Source organism: Burkholderia sp. IDO3 (genome assembly GCF_003366075.1).
GTDB lineage: Bacteria > Pseudomonadota > Gammaproteobacteria > Burkholderiales > Burkholderiaceae > Burkholderia > Burkholderia anthina.
In genome coordinates, this window is the sequence record NZ_CP028963.1 from 2,552,018 (window position 1) to 2,568,237 (window position 16,220).

Annotated in this window: 15 protein-coding genes, 2 tRNA genes and 1 rRNA gene; 8 read left to right on the top strand and 10 right to left on the bottom strand. The window is 63.4% G+C overall.

The window, feature by feature from the left end:
• Positions 1 to 215 precede the first annotated feature (215 nt).
• From DCN14_RS26555 to DCN14_RS26565, 3 genes are all read right to left on the bottom strand, one after another.
• Positions 216 to 291 (bottom strand) — tRNA-Ala (locus DCN14_RS26555).
• A gap of 41 nt (positions 292 to 332) precedes the next feature.
• Positions 333 to 409: transfer RNA gene (locus DCN14_RS26560), tRNA-Ile, on the bottom strand.
• 62 nt (positions 410 to 471) lie between these two features.
• Positions 472 to 2,004: ribosomal RNA gene (locus DCN14_RS26565) — 16S ribosomal RNA — on the bottom strand.
• A 566-nt stretch (positions 2,005 to 2,570) separates the two neighbouring features.
• Here DCN14_RS26565 and DCN14_RS26570 point away from each other — a divergent pair.
• From DCN14_RS26570 to DCN14_RS26585, 4 genes are all read left to right on the top strand, one after another.
• On the top strand, positions 2,571 to 3,788 hold the full coding sequence (locus DCN14_RS26570) for a DUF2863 family protein (RefSeq protein WP_096507593.1): 1,218 nt from the start codon (positions 2,571 to 2,573) through the stop codon (positions 3,786 to 3,788).
• A 209-nt stretch (positions 3,789 to 3,997) separates the two neighbouring features.
• Positions 3,998 to 4,834: a response regulator transcription factor gene (locus DCN14_RS26575; protein ID WP_096507594.1), complete on the top strand. Its 837-nt coding sequence runs from the start codon at positions 3,998 to 4,000 to the stop codon at positions 4,832 to 4,834.
• Between the two features lie 70 nt (positions 4,835 to 4,904).
• Entirely contained in the window at positions 4,905 to 5,579 is a 675-nt protein-coding gene (locus DCN14_RS26580) for an energy-coupling factor ABC transporter permease (protein WP_096507595.1), read from the top strand.
• A gap of 139 nt (positions 5,580 to 5,718) precedes the next feature.
• The gene (locus tag DCN14_RS26585; protein WP_096507596.1) at positions 5,719 to 6,363 is read left to right on the top strand and encodes a hypothetical protein; all 645 of its coding nucleotides are present in this window, start codon (positions 5,719 to 5,721) and stop codon (positions 6,361 to 6,363) included.
• 83 nt (positions 6,364 to 6,446) lie between these two features.
• Here the strand turns inward: DCN14_RS26585 and DCN14_RS26590 are convergent, their stop codons facing one another.
• Both DCN14_RS26590 and yaaA read right to left on the bottom strand, forming a co-directional pair.
• Entirely contained in the window at positions 6,447 to 7,601 is a 1,155-nt protein-coding gene (locus DCN14_RS26590; protein ID WP_096507597.1) for a M14-type cytosolic carboxypeptidase, read from the bottom strand.
• A gap of 88 nt (positions 7,602 to 7,689) precedes the next feature.
• The gene (yaaA, locus tag DCN14_RS26595) at positions 7,690 to 8,472 is read right to left on the bottom strand and encodes a peroxide stress protein YaaA (protein ID WP_096507598.1); all 783 of its coding nucleotides are present in this window, start codon (positions 8,470 to 8,472) and stop codon (positions 7,690 to 7,692) included.
• Between the two features lie 57 nt (positions 8,473 to 8,529).
• On the opposite strand from yaaA, the gene DCN14_RS26600 reads away from it, so the two are divergent.
• Both DCN14_RS26600 and DCN14_RS26605 read left to right on the top strand, forming a co-directional pair.
• Positions 8,530 to 9,027, top strand: coding sequence for a putative toxin-antitoxin system toxin component, PIN family (locus DCN14_RS26600; RefSeq protein WP_096507599.1), 498 nt, complete (start codon positions 8,530 to 8,532; stop codon positions 9,025 to 9,027).
• A gap of 32 nt (positions 9,028 to 9,059) precedes the next feature.
• On the top strand, positions 9,060 to 10,232 hold the full coding sequence (locus DCN14_RS26605; RefSeq protein ID WP_096507600.1) for a pyridoxal phosphate-dependent aminotransferase: 1,173 nt from the start codon (positions 9,060 to 9,062) through the stop codon (positions 10,230 to 10,232).
• A gap of 38 nt (positions 10,233 to 10,270) precedes the next feature.
• Here the strand turns inward: DCN14_RS26605 and DCN14_RS26610 are convergent, their stop codons facing one another.
• Positions 10,271 to 10,927, bottom strand: a complete 657-nt coding sequence (locus tag DCN14_RS26610) for a glutathione S-transferase (RefSeq protein WP_096507692.1) — start codon at positions 10,925 to 10,927, stop codon at positions 10,271 to 10,273.
• Positions 10,928 to 11,137: 210 nt separating this feature from the next.
• Here DCN14_RS26610 and DCN14_RS26615 point away from each other — a divergent pair, with 210 nt between their 5' ends.
• Both DCN14_RS26615 and DCN14_RS26620 read left to right on the top strand, forming a co-directional pair.
• A complete protein-coding gene (locus DCN14_RS26615; RefSeq protein WP_096507601.1) occupies positions 11,138 to 11,929 on the top strand; it encodes an enoyl-CoA hydratase in 792 nt (263 codons plus the stop codon).
• 173 nt (positions 11,930 to 12,102) lie between these two features.
• Positions 12,103 to 12,795 (top strand): glutathione binding-like protein, encoded by a 693-nt coding sequence (locus DCN14_RS26620; RefSeq protein ID WP_096507602.1) that lies wholly within the window; start codon positions 12,103 to 12,105, stop codon positions 12,793 to 12,795.
• 51 nt (positions 12,796 to 12,846) lie between these two features.
• Here DCN14_RS26620 and DCN14_RS26625 read toward each other — a convergent pair whose 3' ends face one another.
• The 4 genes from DCN14_RS26625 to DCN14_RS26640 all read right to left on the bottom strand — a co-directional run bounded on the left by DCN14_RS26625 (position 12,847) and on the right by DCN14_RS26640 (position 16,212).
• Positions 12,847 to 13,323 carry a MaoC family dehydratase gene (locus DCN14_RS26625; RefSeq protein WP_096507603.1) on the bottom strand — a complete coding sequence of 159 codons (477 nt, stop codon included), beginning with the start codon at positions 13,321 to 13,323 and terminating at the stop codon, positions 12,847 to 12,849.
• Entirely contained in the window at positions 13,320 to 13,781 is a 462-nt protein-coding gene (locus tag DCN14_RS26630) for a MaoC family dehydratase (protein WP_096507604.1), read from the bottom strand. Before DCN14_RS26630 ends, DCN14_RS26625 begins: the two co-directional genes overlap by 4 nt.
• A gap of 34 nt (positions 13,782 to 13,815) precedes the next feature.
• The gene (locus DCN14_RS26635) at positions 13,816 to 14,949 is read right to left on the bottom strand and encodes an acyl-CoA dehydrogenase (RefSeq protein ID WP_096507605.1); all 1,134 of its coding nucleotides are present in this window, start codon (positions 14,947 to 14,949) and stop codon (positions 13,816 to 13,818) included.
• A 66-nt stretch (positions 14,950 to 15,015) separates the two neighbouring features.
• Positions 15,016 to 16,212, bottom strand: coding sequence for an acyl-CoA dehydrogenase family protein (locus tag DCN14_RS26640; protein WP_096507606.1), 1,197 nt, complete (start codon positions 16,210 to 16,212; stop codon positions 15,016 to 15,018).
• Positions 16,213 to 16,220 lie beyond the last annotated feature (8 nt).

Here is a 16,220-nt window from a genome sequence, read left to right on the forward strand (position 1 = left end):
CGAACATTAAGTTCGAATCATCTTGAGATACATCGATACAATCACAACCCGGATAACTTCCACGTCCATCTCGAGACGCTTCCGCTATCCAAATTACTTGCTTCTTCCAGATTGTTAAAGAACGACAGCCGATACTTTCGTACCGCTCTGACTGGCTCAATCGCCAATGACAAAGACTCGAACAACGCTTCGTTCGAACGCTTGTCATTGAAGATTGGTGGAGGCAGACGGGATCGAACCGACGACCCCCTGCTTGCAAAGCAGGTGCTCTCCCAGCTGAGCTATGCCCCCATTTGAGTACAGATACCCTCAGGTGTGTTACCGCCAGACAATGGTGGGTCTGGTTGGATTCGAACCAACGACCCCCGCCTTATCAAGACGGTGCTCTAACCGACTGAGCTACAGACCCCTGAGTCTGTCTTTAATTTACAGCCGATAAGCGTGAGCGCTCAACTTGGCGAGAAGCTCTGGAAAGGAGGTGATCCAGCCGCACCTTCCGATACGGCTACCTTGTTACGACTTCACCCCAGTCATGAATCCTACCGTGGTGACCGTCCTCCTTGCGGTTAGACTAGCCACTTCTGGTAAAACCCACTCCCATGGTGTGACGGGCGGTGTGTACAAGACCCGGGAACGTATTCACCGCGGCATGCTGATCCGCGATTACTAGCGATTCCAGCTTCATGCACTCGAGTTGCAGAGTGCAATCCGGACTACGATCGGTTTTCTGGGATTAGCTCCCCCTCGCGGGTTGGCAACCCTCTGTTCCGACCATTGTATGACGTGTGAAGCCCTACCCATAAGGGCCATGAGGACTTGACGTCATCCCCACCTTCCTCCGGTTTGTCACCGGCAGTCTCCTTAGAGTGCTCTTGCGTAGCAACTAAGGACAAGGGTTGCGCTCGTTGCGGGACTTAACCCAACATCTCACGACACGAGCTGACGACAGCCATGCAGCACCTGTGCGCCGGTTCTCTTTCGAGCACTCCCACCTCTCAGCAGGATTCCGACCATGTCAAGGGTAGGTAAGGTTTTTCGCGTTGCATCGAATTAATCCACATCATCCACCGCTTGTGCGGGTCCCCGTCAATTCCTTTGAGTTTTAATCTTGCGACCGTACTCCCCAGGCGGTCAACTTCACGCGTTAGCTACGTTACTAAGGAAATGAATCCCCAACAACTAGTTGACATCGTTTAGGGCGTGGACTACCAGGGTATCTAATCCTGTTTGCTCCCCACGCTTTCGTGCATGAGCGTCAGTATTGGCCCAGGGGGCTGCCTTCGCCATCGGTATTCCTCCACATCTCTACGCATTTCACTGCTACACGTGGAATTCTACCCCCCTCTGCCATACTCTAGCCTGCCAGTCACCAATGCAGTTCCCAGGTTGAGCCCGGGGATTTCACATCGGTCTTAGCAAACCGCCTGCGCACGCTTTACGCCCAGTAATTCCGATTAACGCTTGCACCCTACGTATTACCGCGGCTGCTGGCACGTAGTTAGCCGGTGCTTATTCTTCCGGTACCGTCATCCCCCGACCATATTAGGGTCAAGGATTTCTTTCCGGACAAAAGTGCTTTACAACCCGAAGGCCTTCTTCACACACGCGGCATTGCTGGATCAGGCTTTCGCCCATTGTCCAAAATTCCCCACTGCTGCCTCCCGTAGGAGTCTGGGCCGTGTCTCAGTCCCAGTGTGGCTGGTCGTCCTCTCAGACCAGCTACTGATCGTCGCCTTGGTAGGCCTTTACCCCACCAACTAGCTAATCAGCCATCGGCCAACCCTATAGCGCGAGGCCCGAAGGTCCCCCGCTTTCATCCAGAGATCGTATGCGGTATTAATCCGGCTTTCGCCGGACTATCCCCCACTACAGGACATGTTCCGATGTATTACTCACCCGTTCGCCACTCGCCACCAGGTGCAAGCACCCGTGCTGCCGTTCGACTTGCATGTGTAAGGCATGCCGCCAGCGTTCAATCTGAGCCAGGATCAAACTCTTCAGTTCAAACCTGTTACTGTTTTCGGTTCTTTCGAACCGGTCGCTCACTCAAAGCTGACAGGAATATGAATTGCTTCATAAACCTGACTTACTTTAGTGTGAGACTCTTGATACTTTCGCTATCTGATCCGAGGATCAGTTCGCGTCCATCAAGCGCCCACACTTATCGGCTGTTAATTTTTAAAGAGCATTTCTGCGAGGAACTTCGTGTTTCTCAGCAGCGCTGCGTTTTCAGCAGCAGAGAAGCGAGATTATGAACCGCTTTTTCCAGATCGTCAACAACATTTTTAACTGCTTCGTCGCGACGGCTGGGGTTCCACTCCGTGTGCGCCAAGGCTCGACCGCAACCTCGACCGCACCGCTTCCCTTCCTTCTTCCCCCGCGCCGCGTTTCCGTTAGCGCGAAAGAGGCGTGATTCTAAGCAGTCGCCGCCGAGCGCGCAAGAGATTTCGGTGCATTTTTTCAATGACCCTCGTTTCGGCCTTCCGGCCATGCCCGAGCACGAGAGCGCTTATGGTGCAAAGAACGGACTAGAATGTGAGGTTCTTCGCCTCTTTCTATACGTATTTAATATGCGCCAGCGAATCGCCAAACGCCTCCCCCCCGACGCCGACAAACTGGTCGGCCTGTCGCTCGCGCTCTTCGCCTCGGGCAGCCGCATCGAGGATCGCTTCTGGGAAGCGAAGCTCGATGCGCTGCTCGCCAAGATCGTTCGCAACGGCAATCAGACCACGCTCGACGCCGCACTCGACCATCTGCAGCAGAATCATCCCGATGCATACGGCGCGCTCGCCGACATGGCCGAGACGCACAGCGAGTCGATGGTGATCGAGCACGATGGTCAGCCGCATGACGCGCTGCTGGTCGCCGTCCCCGTTCTCGCCTGGACGCGCTACATGATTCCGTCGGGCCCGCTCAAGGGTGACGTCGCCGACGCGCTGCGTACGCACCTGCAGGCACACGTGCTCGCGAGCGGCACGCTCGTCGGACTCGCACCGTTCCTGTACAGCATCGACCAGTTGCCGCGGCACCACGTCGAAACTTACCGGCTCGCGCAGCAACTCGCGCATGCGGCAATCGGTCAGCATGCCGCGAAACTGAGCTTCGGCGACCTGCCCGAAACTTCGCCGATTCTGGCCGACCCGCGTTTTCTGCTCGCCGTCGTCGCCGCACCAGCCGGCGCGCCGCTGTTCCGCTGGCAGGAAGAAGAACACGGCAACCGGATCGAACGCGGCCAGTGCCTCGAGCAGTGGACCGCCCAAGGCGGCCCGAACCTGTCGGTTGCCCTCCCCGGCTGCGAGTTCGAATGCCTGCTTCCGGACGCGTACTATTCGGCTTGCCGTGATGCGGACGAACGCATTCGTCCGCACACCGTCCGAACGGCCATCCGTTATCTTTTCGACACACTTGGTGCGGCGCCGCAGGAACTGCGCGCGGTGGTCGCCGGCTTCGGCGAACGCAGGATCGACGAGTATCGCGTCGGCTTCACGCGCCGCGCCAGCAACGACGTGATCTACGGCGTCGTGTGGCCGCTCTACGGCCGCGAGAACGGTGACGTGTCGATCGACAGCGCAACGCTCGAAGGCGAAGCGCCGATGGAAGGGCCGCTCGAAGAAATCGTGAGTCTGCTGAAGGAATGCGGCGTAACCGACGTCCGGCGGCACGCGGGCCGCTTCGAACCCGAGTACTGCGACGACTGCGGCGTGCCGCTGTACGCCGATCCGCTCGGTGAAATCGTCCACGCGGAAATGCCTGAAGACGCCTCCCCCGCGCAGCCGCACTTTCACTGATCCACGCCGCAGGCCTGCAGCGCCTGCCCGCACGAAGCCGCTCCCGGTTCCAGCCGGAGCGGCTTTTTTCTCGTCCGTATTTCCGGCACCGGAAATTTCAGACTTTTCCTAAGCCTTTCAGCCAAGCAGACATCGTGTAAGGTCTTTGTCATTATCGGGCCCACGGCATGCCGACGGCAGCTCAATGACTTACCTTATGGAGGTTGAATATGCGGTTCCTGGTGCTGAACTCAGACGCCGAGCGGCGTGACGGACTGAAGGCCTTGCTACGGCAGATCGACCGTCACGCCAGCATCAACGATGCACCCGACGGCTTCCAGGCGCGCCGGCTGCTGCGCACCCAGCGTTTCGACCTCGTTGCGATCGACTGGCTGGACGTCGGACGGCTCAGCGAACTTCAGGCGCTCTGCAGCGCCTGCTCGCCGACGCCTGCCGCGGTATTGATCGACGAATCCACGCCGGAAGCCATCCAGCGCTTCTACAACTATGGCGTCGCGGGCGTGATCCCGCACTCGACCCGGCCGCACCTGATCGTACGCGCACTCGAAATGGTGATGCTGGGCGGTCATTACATTCCGCCCATCGCGCTCAGCCTGTTGCCGTCCGCAGCGGCAGCACGCCACGACACCCATTTCCAGACGCTCGCCGGATCGCTGCCGCGCCGCCCGCCAACCGGCCTGCTGTCGCCGAGACAGGCGCAGATCATGCGCTTCGTTCATATGGGCAGTACCAACAAGATGATCGCCCGCACGCTCGGCATCAGCGAAGGCACGGTGAAGATCCACCTCGCCAGCATCTTCCAGCAGCTCGGTGCGGCAAACCGCGCCGCCGCGGTTGCGATCTACAACGGCTGGCTGTCGCCACATCTCGAGGTATTGCTGGCAAACCGCGATCGCGTACGCAAGCCCGTCATCGGCGAACGCGGCCCGGTTCCGCTGCGTGCGCAACGGAACAACCGTCCGTACCCGTTGCCTGCCGCGAACGCCGGCACCCCGGATCTGCCGCTCGCGGCCGAGCCGACGCCGCGGTTTCGGCGCGAGCGCTAGTCGTATCGATATTGCGACGGTCGGCATGTGCGGATTCCCACCTTTGATGCCCAACGAGTAATATGAACGCATGGGTTTTCTTTTCACACCGCTTCCGTTCTGGGTTGGCGTCGGTGGCTGGATCGCCGCCGTGGCGCTGCTCGCGCTCGCGATCTGGAGACGCCCCTTCGTCCGGCTCCAGGACGCAACGCTTCAGCACGTGTGGCTCGCGCTCGTCACCGCGATCACGGTTCTCTGGGCCTCGAATGCATGGCTCGAGGACGGCATCGTCATGCATCTGCTCGGCGCGACGCTGCTCGTCACACTGTTCGACTGGACGCTCGCACTGATCGGGATGGCCGCCGTCACGGCCGTCGCCGCGATCGTCTTCGATGCGTCGTGGCAGGGCATCGGCCTCACCTATCTGGTCTACGGCGCGCTCCCGGTCGCCGTGTCCGCGCTGCTGCAGCGCGCCGCGATCGCGTGGTTGCCGCATAACCTCGCGTCGTTCATTACCGGCCAGGGATTTCTGTCGCCGGCCATCGCGATCATCACGGTCGCCGCGGCCGCAGCCGGCGTGCAGCTCGCGCTCGCGGACGGCGTGCCCGTCGTGATTCCTGCCGGCTATCTGCTGAACACCGCGCTGCTCGCGCTTGGCGAAGCATGGTTCACCGGCATGGCAACTGCGCTTATCGCCGTATATCGCCCGGCATGGGTCACGACGTTCGACGTTCGGCGCTATCGTCTCGGCGGTCCGCGCGCGTGAACGCGCTTCGTGTCGAAATGCGGACAACGCGTGCTGCGCCCCTCTCCCGCAGCGCGGCAGAGTGCGGCACCTACTGCCGCGCATCTTTTTTACGCTAAGATTGAACTCCTGTTCTCCATCGGGCATCTATACGTGCCCGATGCCTCATTCGCTCCTCACCAATAACCAGATGGACAGCTCTCCTGCCTCGCTCCGGTTTTTCCGGGCGCTCGGCAAGCTGGCGGCCTGTGTCGCGGGCCTGTCGCTTGCGCTTCCGGCACCGGTATTCGCCGACCTCCTCGACCAGCGCTCCGAACTGATCAACAAATTCGTCAACGAGATGCATGCCGATCCGATCGTTGCCGATTGTGCGGCGCACGGCAGCTTCATCGCCAGCACGTCGTCGGCCTTCGATCGTGTCGACTTCGCGCCGGACGCATTCGACAGCGGCAATGCCACGATCACGCCGTGGAACGACTCGTTCGATCAGGGCAAGCAGCGCGTGAAGGTCGACAACATCGTTACCGTGGATGGCCTCGGCATCCATAGCGACGGCAGCGACCCGACACCGCTGAAATTTCGCTGCGGCTATGTGGGTCAGCAAATGCTTGCATTCAGCTGGAACGACCCTGTTCCGCCGCTGAAGCCGCGCGTTGAACGCCCGTCGTCGACGAAGAAATTCAAGGGTAAATCGCACCGCGGCAAGGTCAAGGCAACAGGCCGCACCGGCAAGAAGGCGGTTGCAGCGAAGAAATCAGGCGGCCAGAAGAAAGCCGTGAAGAAGAGAACCGCGAAGAAGTCCTGATACGACGGAGCGGCAACGACAGAAGCAAAAAGGCCGGGGCATCGCATGATGCCCCGGCCTTTTTCATTTCAGCAAAAGCGCGCTTACGCGAACTTCTCGACGTGCACGAGAATCGCCGCCAGCATGGCCGCACCCAGCGCCGCGCTACGCTCGCCGTTCCAGCCAACCCGCTCGTCGGGCAGGTTCGCATTGTCCTTGAACGGCATCTCGAGCGTCAGCGACAGGCAGCCGAACTGATGACCGATGTACTTCGATGCGAGCTTGAGCGCATCTTCCTTGTACTTGCTCGCCGCATAACCATGCTCGGTCTGGAAGTCCGGGCTCGCGACCTTGAATGCTTCGATGAACGCGGCCTGCTCCTTGCCCTGCTGCTCGGTAAAACTCGGCAGCATCTCCGAACCGGCGACGAACACGTACGGCAGATCCTCGTCGCCGTGGATGTCGAAGAACATGTCGCAGCCGATCGCATGGATCGCATCGCGCACGGCCAGCACTTCGGGGCTGCGCTCGGCGTCGGGCGCCATCCACTCGCGGTTCAGGTTCGCGCCTGCCGCGTTGGTGCGCAGGTTGCCGTGCACGCTACCGTCCGGATTCATGTTCGGGACGATGTAGAACGTCGCGTGATCGTAGAGCTTGCGCGCCACCGGATCGCCCGCCCAGTCGCCCCATCCGGCCAAACGCTTGACGAGCCCTTCGACGAACCACTCGGCCATCGTCTCGCCGGGATGCTGGCGCGCGATGATCCACACCTTCTTCTTCGGCGCGCCGTCGACTTCGGGCGTGCCGAGCGTCAGCAGCGACATCGGACGGCCCTCGACCGTGCGTCCGAGCTCGACGACGCTCGCTTGCGGCAACTGCTGGACCGCACCGAGAAACGCCGCATGACGCTCTTCCGAATATGGCTCGAAATACGCGTAGTAGATGCTGTCGAATTCAGGCGTGTGGTCAATGGTCATCGTCTTGCCGTCGAACGTCGTCGGCACGCGGAACCAGTCGACCCGGTCGTAGCTCGCGACCGCGCCGTAGTTGCGCCATCCGGACGGATACGCGCACTCGGCGGCATTCTCGAACGACATCACGCACCGCTCGCCGCGCGCGCCCGTCAGGCGATAGTAGAACCATTGCGCGAATTCCGAGCGGCTGTCGCCGCGCACGCGCAGCCGGATCGCGTCCGGGCTGTCGCACGACACGACGTCGATTGCGCCCGCGTCGAAATTGCTGGTGATCGAAAGGGCCATCTATCTCTCCTGGTGCGGCCGGAACGGACTGTTTGCCGCCTGCCCGGCCGCATGCATGCGCCGGCCGTCTCGTGAACGGCCGGCAGGGTCACTCGCCGACTCGCCGGCGATATACGTAAGTCGAATCGTTCGATGCGGCTGCATCGAACGCGTAGTCTTCCACCGCGAAATCCTTCAGCGCCGCCGGGTCGGCGATGCGATTCTCGACGATATAGCGCGCCATCAGGCCGCGTGCGCGCTTCGCGTGGAAGCTGATGATCTTGTAGCGGCCGCCCTTCCAGTCCTCGAATACCGGCGTCACGACGGGCGCGGCCAGCAGTTTCGGCTTGACCGACTTGAAGTACTCGGTCGACGCACAGTTGATCAACACGCGCGCCGCGCCGGTGCGTGTCTCGAGCTGTTCGTTGAGCGCGCGCGTGATCCGGTCGCCCCAGAACGCATACAGATCCTTGCCGCGCGCGTTCGCGAAACGGGTACCCATTTCGAGCCGGTACGGCTGCAGCAGGTCGAGCGGACGCAGCAGCCCGTACAGGCCCGACAACACGCGCACGTGCTGCTGCGCATAGTCGAGATCAGTGGCCGACAGCGATTTCGCGTCGAACCCTTCGTACACGTCGCCATTGAATGCGAGCACCGCCTGCTTCGCATTGGCCGGCGTGAAGACCGGCGACCAGTCCGCGTAGCGCTGGAAGTTCAGGCGTGCGAGCGGATCGGAAATATCCATCAGCGTCGCGATATCCTGCGGCGACAGCTTGCGCAGGCCGTCGATCAATTCCGACGCGTCGTCGACGAATGCAGGCTTCGTGTAAGACGGCACGTGCGCGGGCGTATCGTAGTCGAGGGATTTGGCTGGAGAGAGAACGATTATCATAGAGGCTCGCTGGCACGCCGTGCCTTGCGGTCAGACGAAAACCACCGATTGTAACGAATGACCCGCTCCCTCGCCCCACACGCCGCACATCGCGTCGTACTCGACTCGAACGTCTGGATCGACATACTCGTATTCGACGACCCTGCCACACGCCCGATCCGGGCGGCACTCGAACGCGGCACGCTGGCCGCCGTGATCGACGGCCGCTGCCTGAACGAGCTCGAACTCGTGCTCGACTATCCGCAGTTCCAGTCGCGCGCAATCGACAAGGCCGCGGCGCTCGCGACCGTCGCCCGCCTGACGAGCCTCGTGGAGCCGCCGCCCGTCGACGCCGACGCGCCGCCGCTGCCGAAATGCAAGGATCGCGACGATCAGAAGTTTCTCGAGCTTGCCCGCGCCGCACAGGCCGAATGGCTCGTGTCGAAGGATCGCGCGCTGCTCAAGCTCGCAAAGCGCACCGCGCGCGACTTCGGCTTCCGGATCGCGCAACCCGCCCCGTTTACCGAGGCCTGCGCGCTCGACGCCGCGTCGGCCAACACCACCACGCCGGCCTGACGCGCCTGGCGCCACCGATTGCGACCGTATCGATGAACGCTCCTTCCGACATGCCTACGACTCCCGTTTTCCCCTCGCGCCTGCCGAACGTCGGCACGACGATCTTCACGGTCATGAGCGCGCTCGCCGCCGAGAAAGGCGCCGTGAACCTCGGCCAGGGCTTCCCCGATTTCGACTGCGATCCGCGCATCGTCGACGCGGTCGCGACCGCGATGCGCAACGGCCACAACCAGTATCCGCCGATGGCAGGGGTCGCACCGTTGCGCGACGCGATCGCCGACAAGATCGCGCAGATGTACGGCCGGCGCTACGATCCGGCCACCGAGATCACGGTGACGGCCGGCGCGACGCAGGCGCTGCTGACGGCAATCCTGTGCGCCGTGCATCCGGGCGACGAAGTGATCGTCGTCGAACCGACCTACGACAGCTACCTGCCGTCGATCGAACTCGCGGGCGGCAAACCGGTATTCGTCACGCTCGAAGCGCCCGACTATGTGATCCCGTTCGATCGGCTCGCCGCCGCGATCACGCCGAAGACACGGATGATCATGATCAACACGCCGCACAACCCCACCGGCACCGTGTGGCGCGAGGCCGACATGCGCAAGCTCGAGGAGATCGTGCGCGGCACCAACGTACTGATCCTGTCGGACGAGGTCTACGAGCACATGGTCTACGACGGCGCACGGCACGAGAGCGTCGCGCGCTACCCGGAACTGGCCGCGCGCAGCTTCATCGTGTCGAGCTTCGGGAAGACCTATCACGTGACGGGCTGGAAGGTCGGCTATGTCGCGGCGCCTGCCGCACTGACCGCGGCGTTTCGCAAGGTCCATCAGTTCAACGTGTTCACGGTGAACACGCCGATGCAGATCGGGCTCGCCGACTATCTGCGCGACCCGGCGCCGTACCTGACGCTGCCCGACTTCTACCAGAAGAAGCGCGACTTCTTCCGCGCCGGCCTCGAGCGCACGCGCTTCAAGCTGCTGCCGTGCCCGGGCACGTACTTCCAGTGTGTCGACTATTCGGCGATCAGCGACCTGCCGGAAGCCGAGTTCTCGAAGTGGCTCACGTCGGAGATCGGCGTGGCCGCGATTCCGGTGTCGGCGTTCTATCACGCGCCGCACGAATCGGGCGTCGTGCGCTTCTGCTTCGCCAAGCAGGAAAGCACGCTCGCGGCCGCACTCGAACGGCTCGCGCGCCTGTAAGTCAGGCGCGGCGCTGCGCCGCGCCCGGGCCGCGCTTACTACGAACGCGCGGCGGTCATCGCCTCCATATACGCCTTGCGATCGGCCGCCACGCGCTGCGCGGCCGGCCGCTCGCCGACCATCTTCGCGTGCACCTTCCAGTCGATCCCCGCGTCGACCAGGAAATCGCGGCCGTATATCGCCTTCGTCGCCATCCCGATCACCGGCAGATGAATCGACGCGGCGATGTCGGCGAGGCTGAACGAATCGCCGAGCACGTAAGGCGAGAACTGCGCCATCCGCTTGAACGCATCGATCGCGCGCGGCAAGCGCTTCTCGACATGCGCCTTCATGCCGTCGCTGACCTTGCCGCCGAAAAACGCCTCCGTATAAACCTCGCGCGCGGTCCATTCGAGATACAGCTCGAGCGTCTCGACGAGCTCACGCACCTTTGCGGCGGCAAACGGGCTCGGCGGGAAAATGGCTTTCTCGGGATAACGCGCGGCCAGGTACTCGACGATCACCTGCGATTCGAACAGCGCGCCCTCTTCGGTCTTCACGAACGGAATCTTGCCGAGCGGCGAATCGACGAGCAGTGCCGGATCGCTAATCGGCAGACCGCATGTCACTTCCTCGAACGGGATGTCGTGCTCGAGCAGAACGAACTTCACCTTGTTGTAGTAGTTGGACAACGGAATACCGCACAGCTGTAGCATCGGAGTCTCCTTCGTTGCGAAGCGCGGCCGCTGCGATACCGGCCGCATCGGGATGCGTCGCGCTGAAAAGCACGTTCGTGCTAGTCTAAAGCAGTTTCGCGTCCGTCATGACAACATTGCATCCGCTGCAGCAACACCTTCATGTGCATGCGCCGGCACGCGCGCAATGCACGGCACCGCAGCCGCACCATCCGATGGAGACACACTCGCATGAGCGCTGAACTGCTGGCTTCGCGTCCGCCCGAGAGCGAATCGACGCTCGTCCTCACGCTGTCCAATCCCGGTGCGCGCAACGCGCTGCATCCCGACATGTACGCGGCCGGCGTCGAAGCGCTCGCTACCGCCGAGCGCGATCCCGCGATTCGCGCCGTCGTGCTCACGGGGGCCGATCGTTTCTTTTGCGCGGGCGGCAACCTGAACCGGCTGCTCGACAACCGTTCGAAGGATCCGTCCTACCAGGCCGACAGCATCGACCAGCTCGCTGCGTGGATCAGCGCGATCCGCGCATCGACGAAACCCGTGATCGCGGCGGTCGAAGGCGCGGCCGCCGGCGCGGGCTTCTCGCTCGCACTCGCTTGCGACTTGATCGTTGCCGCGCATGACGCGAAGTTCGTGATGTCGTATGCGCGCGTCGGCCTCACGCCCGATGGCGGCGGTTCGTGGTTCCTCGCCCGTGCGTTGCCGCGCGCGCTTGCCGCCGAAATCCTGTTCGAAGGCAAACCGGTCGCGGCCGAACGCCTGCATGCGCTCGGCGTCGTCAATCGCCTCGCCATACCCGGCGCGGCGCTGTCCGACGCGCTCGCGTGGGCCGACTCGCTCGCCGGCATCTCGCCGAACGCACTCACGCGTATCAAGTCGCTGCTCGACGATGCAACCGCGCAGCCGCTCGAAGCGCATCTCGGCACCGAGCGCGATCACTTCGTCGCATCGCTGCATCATGCGGACGCGTTCGAAGGCATCACCGCATTTCTCGAGAAGCGTCAGCCTCGCTACAAACGCTGATCCGGCGCGTCGACGCCGTTCGAACAGCGTCGACGCTGCCGCAACGGCACGCAGGCGCAGCCACGCAGCCGCACGTTCCCGCCGTCTGCAGCCCGCGTCGATCCATGCTCTAATGACCGCCTGTCGCGGCGCCCCGTCGGCGCCGTTTTCGCGCATGCCATGAAGGAGTTGAGATGATCGACGTCTACAGCTGGGCGACCCCGAACGGCCACAAGGTACACATCATGCTCGAGGAAACCGGCCTCGCGTATCGTGCACACCCGGTCGATATCGGCGCCGGCGACCAGTTCAAGCCCGAATTCCTGAAAATCAGCCCGAACAACAAGATCCCCGCGATCGTCGATCCGGACGGGCCCGGCGGCAAGCCGATCTCGCTGTTCGAATCGGGCGCGATCCTCGTCTACCTCGCGGAAAAAACCGGCAAGTTCCTGCCGACCGATCCGGCCGCGCGCTACGCGACACTCGAATGGCTGATGTTCCAGATGGGCGGCGTCGGCCCGATGCTCGGACAAGCGCACCACTTCCGCCTGTACGCGCCGGAGAAGATCGAATATGCGGTCAATCGCTACACGAACGAAGCGAAGCGCCTGTACAACGTCATGGAAAAACGCCTTGGCGAATCCGAATATCTCGCCGGCGACGCGTATACGATCGCGGACATCGCGACGTTCCCGTGGACGCGTTCATGGCAGAACCAGGGCATCGTGCTCGACGAACTGCCGAACGTGAAGCGTTGGCACGAGGCGATCGCCGCGCGACCGGCCGTGCAGCGCGGCGTCGAAGTGCTCGCATCGCTGCGCAAGGCATTGCAGGACGACAAGGCGCGCGAGGTGCTGTTCGGCGCAACGCAATACGCGAAGCACTGAACGAACATGCGCCGGACGACGCAGCGGCATCCGTGGATGCCGCTGCGTGCGTCAGAAGTAATGCAGCGTGATGAACTCCGCCGCACAAACGAGCAGCGGTGCGTCGGGGCGCTCTGCCTGCACCGACACCGACCACGTCACCTGTACGCCGCCCTGCGCGGCTTCCGAGGTTTCCTTCACCGCGAACAACGCGCGCACGCGTGTGCCGACCGGCACCGGCTTCAGAAACCGCACGCGATTCAGTCCGTAGTTCACGCCCATCTTCTGCTCGAAGCGCATCGCGTCGACCATCAGCGCCGGAATCAGCGACAGCGTCAGGAACCCGTGCGCGATCGGACCGCCGAACGGCGACTCCTTGCGTGCGCGCTCGGGATCGACGTGAATCCACTGGTGATCGCCCGTTGCGTCGGCGAAGCGATCCACGCGCGGCTGGTCGATCTCGACCCAGCCGCTCGCGAGCGGCTCCGCACCGACCCGCGCATGCAGCGCCTCGGGTGACGCGATCAACGGCAATGTCACGTCCGTCATGCGTTCGCCCCTTCCGGATGACGCAACCCGAAGATCACCTTGGTATGCACGGTGATCACGGTCTCGCCGTCGCCGTTGATGCCGACCCACTCCGTCGACACGATGCCGCGATCGGGCTTGCTCGCCGACACGCGTTTGTCGTGGATCTTCTGGTACATCGTGATCGTATCGCCCGCGCGCACGGGTTTGAGCCAGCGAATCGAGTCGATGCCGGGCGACCCCATGCTGGTCGAGTCCGGCCCCAGCTTCTTGATGAGCAGGCTCATGAACACCGAACACGTATGCCAGCCGCTCGCGACCAGTCCGCCGAACGGCGATGCCTTGCCGGCTTCCTCGTCGAGGTGGAACGGCTGCGGATCGTAGCGTTGCGCGAACGCCTTGATGTCGTCGGCCTCGAACGTGTAGCGGCCGATCTCCGTGTTGCTGCCTACCGCCAGATCTTCGTAACTGATACCCACTGTATATCTCCTGTGGCGCGCTCGCGCGTCGCCGTCATGCCGCGTCGGCTTGCGCGAAATCCGGCAGTGCCGCAATGCGCGCAAGGTGATGATCGGTGTCGCCCAGTGTCGTTTCGATGATCGACAGCCGCTTGAACAGATGCGCGGCGGCAACGTCGTTGGTCACGCCCATGCCGCCGTGCAATTGCACCGCCTGCTGGCCGACGAAGCGCGCGGCTGCGCCGACGCGTGCCTTCGCGGCCGAAACCGCCTTGCGGCGTGCATCGGCGTCGCCGGCCGCGTAACGCACCGCGGCCAGGTAAGTCAGCGAACGCGCCTGCTCCGCATGGATCAGCATGTCGACCATCCGGTGCTGCAGCGCCTGGAAACGCGCGATCGGTACGCCGAACTGCTCGCGCGTCTTCGTGTATTCGACCGTCGCCCGGTTCAGTTCGTCGAGCGCGCCGACCGCTTCCGCGCACAGCAGGAAGGTCGCATAGTCGGCGATCTGCTCGAGTGCGGCCGCATCGCGCGCACCGCCCGCGAGCAGCCGCGCCGGCGTTTCGTTCAGTTCGATGGTCGCGGCGCGCTGCCCGTCGATCGTCCGGTAGTCGATCGCCTGCGCGCCCGCTGCATCGCGCTCGACGACGAACAGACCGATGCCGCCGCCATCGACGCGCGCGGGCACGATCCACGCATGCGCCTGTGCACCATGCTGAACGACCGACTTGGTGCCGGTCAACCGGTACGTGCCGCCCTGTTCATGTGCATGCGTATCGAGTTCGTACAGATCGTAGCGCGCCCGCGGTTCGTGGAATGCGACCGCCAGCCGCTTCTGCCCCTGCGCGACGGCCTCCAGCAACGCGGCATCGTCGCCCGTGCCGGAACCCGCGACACGCAGCGCCTCGATGCCGACCGCCGTCGCCCAGTACGGCTCGACGACGAGTGCGCGGCCGAGCGCCTGCATCGCGACCAGCATGTCGACCGGACCGCCGCCGAATCCGCCTTGCGCGTCCGGCACCGGCAACGCGGTCAACCCGAGTTCCGCAAACGCGCTCCATTGCGTGTCCGACACGCCCGCGTCGCTGCGCACGATGGCCTGGCGCGCGTCGAACCCGTATTGCTCGCCGAGATAACGACGCAGCGCGTCGGCGAATTGCTGCTGCTCATCGGTAAAGCTGAAATCCATCGTTGTCTCCTGTTGGCCAGAGCGGCGCTTTGGCGCCCGACTCTCGCCCCATGCGTCGCGGCCGGCTCACAGCCCCAGAATCATCTGCGCGATGATGTTCTTCTGAATCTCGTTCGAACCGCCGTAGATCGAGGTCTTCCGATAGTTGAAGTAGTACGCGGCGAGCGGCGCCGCATCGTCGTCGCCCGCGATGCCGTGCTCACGCTCGCCTTCGAGGAACGGCACGTCGAACGGTGCGGCAAGTGGACCGATCGCCTCGAACATCAGTTCGGTGAGCGCCTGCTGCACTTCGGTACCCTTGATCTTCAGCATCGACGCCTCGGGGCCCGGCCCCTTGCCGCTCGTCTCGCGGCTCACGACGCGCAGCACCGTCACCTCGAGCGCCATCAGCTCGACTTCGAGCGCCGCGACCTTCGCGGCGAACACGGGGTCGGCAAGCAACGGCTTGCCGTTCTTGCGCTGGTTCGACGCCACGCGCTTCAGGAACACGAGCTCGCGCTTGGACGCGCCGACGCGCGCGATGCCGGTACGCTCGTGGCCCAGCAGGTACTTCGCGTAGGTCCAGCCGCGGTTTTCGTCGCCGACGAGGTTCTCGACGGGCACCTTCACGTCCTCGAAGAACACCTCGTTGACCTCGTGGTCCTCGTCGAGCGTGATGATCGGGCGCACCGTGATGCCGGGCGTCTTCATGTCGATCAGCAGGAACGAGATGCCCTCCTGCTTCTTCGCCGCCGGGTCGGTACGCACGAGGCAGAACATCATGTCGGCATACTGGCCGAGCGTCGTCCAGGTCTTCTGACCGTTGACGACGTAGTGGTCGCCGTGGCGCTCGGCACGCGTGCGCAGCGACGCGAGATCCGACCCGGAGCCCGGCTCCGAGTAGCCCTGGCACCACCAGTCGGTACCGTCGAGAATGCGCGGCAGGTAATGGCGCTTCTGCGCTTCGCTGCCGTATTTCATCAGCACCGGTGCGACCATCGACACGCCGAACGGCAGCACGGTCGGCGCGCCGATGCGCGCGCACTCCTCGTCCCAGATGTGCCGCTGCGTCGCGTTCCAGCCCGGGCCGCCGTATTCGGTCGGCCAGGCAGGCGCGGACCAGCCGCGCTGGCCGAGAATGCGGTGCCAGCTCGCGAAGTCCTCGCGGCCGAGTCGTTTGTGATCGAGTACTTTGGCGCGCAGTGCGTGAGGCAGATTCGCCTCGAGCCAGGCGCGGACGTCAACGCGGAATGCGTCGTCGGCGGGGGAATAATCCAGATCCATGCGCAGTG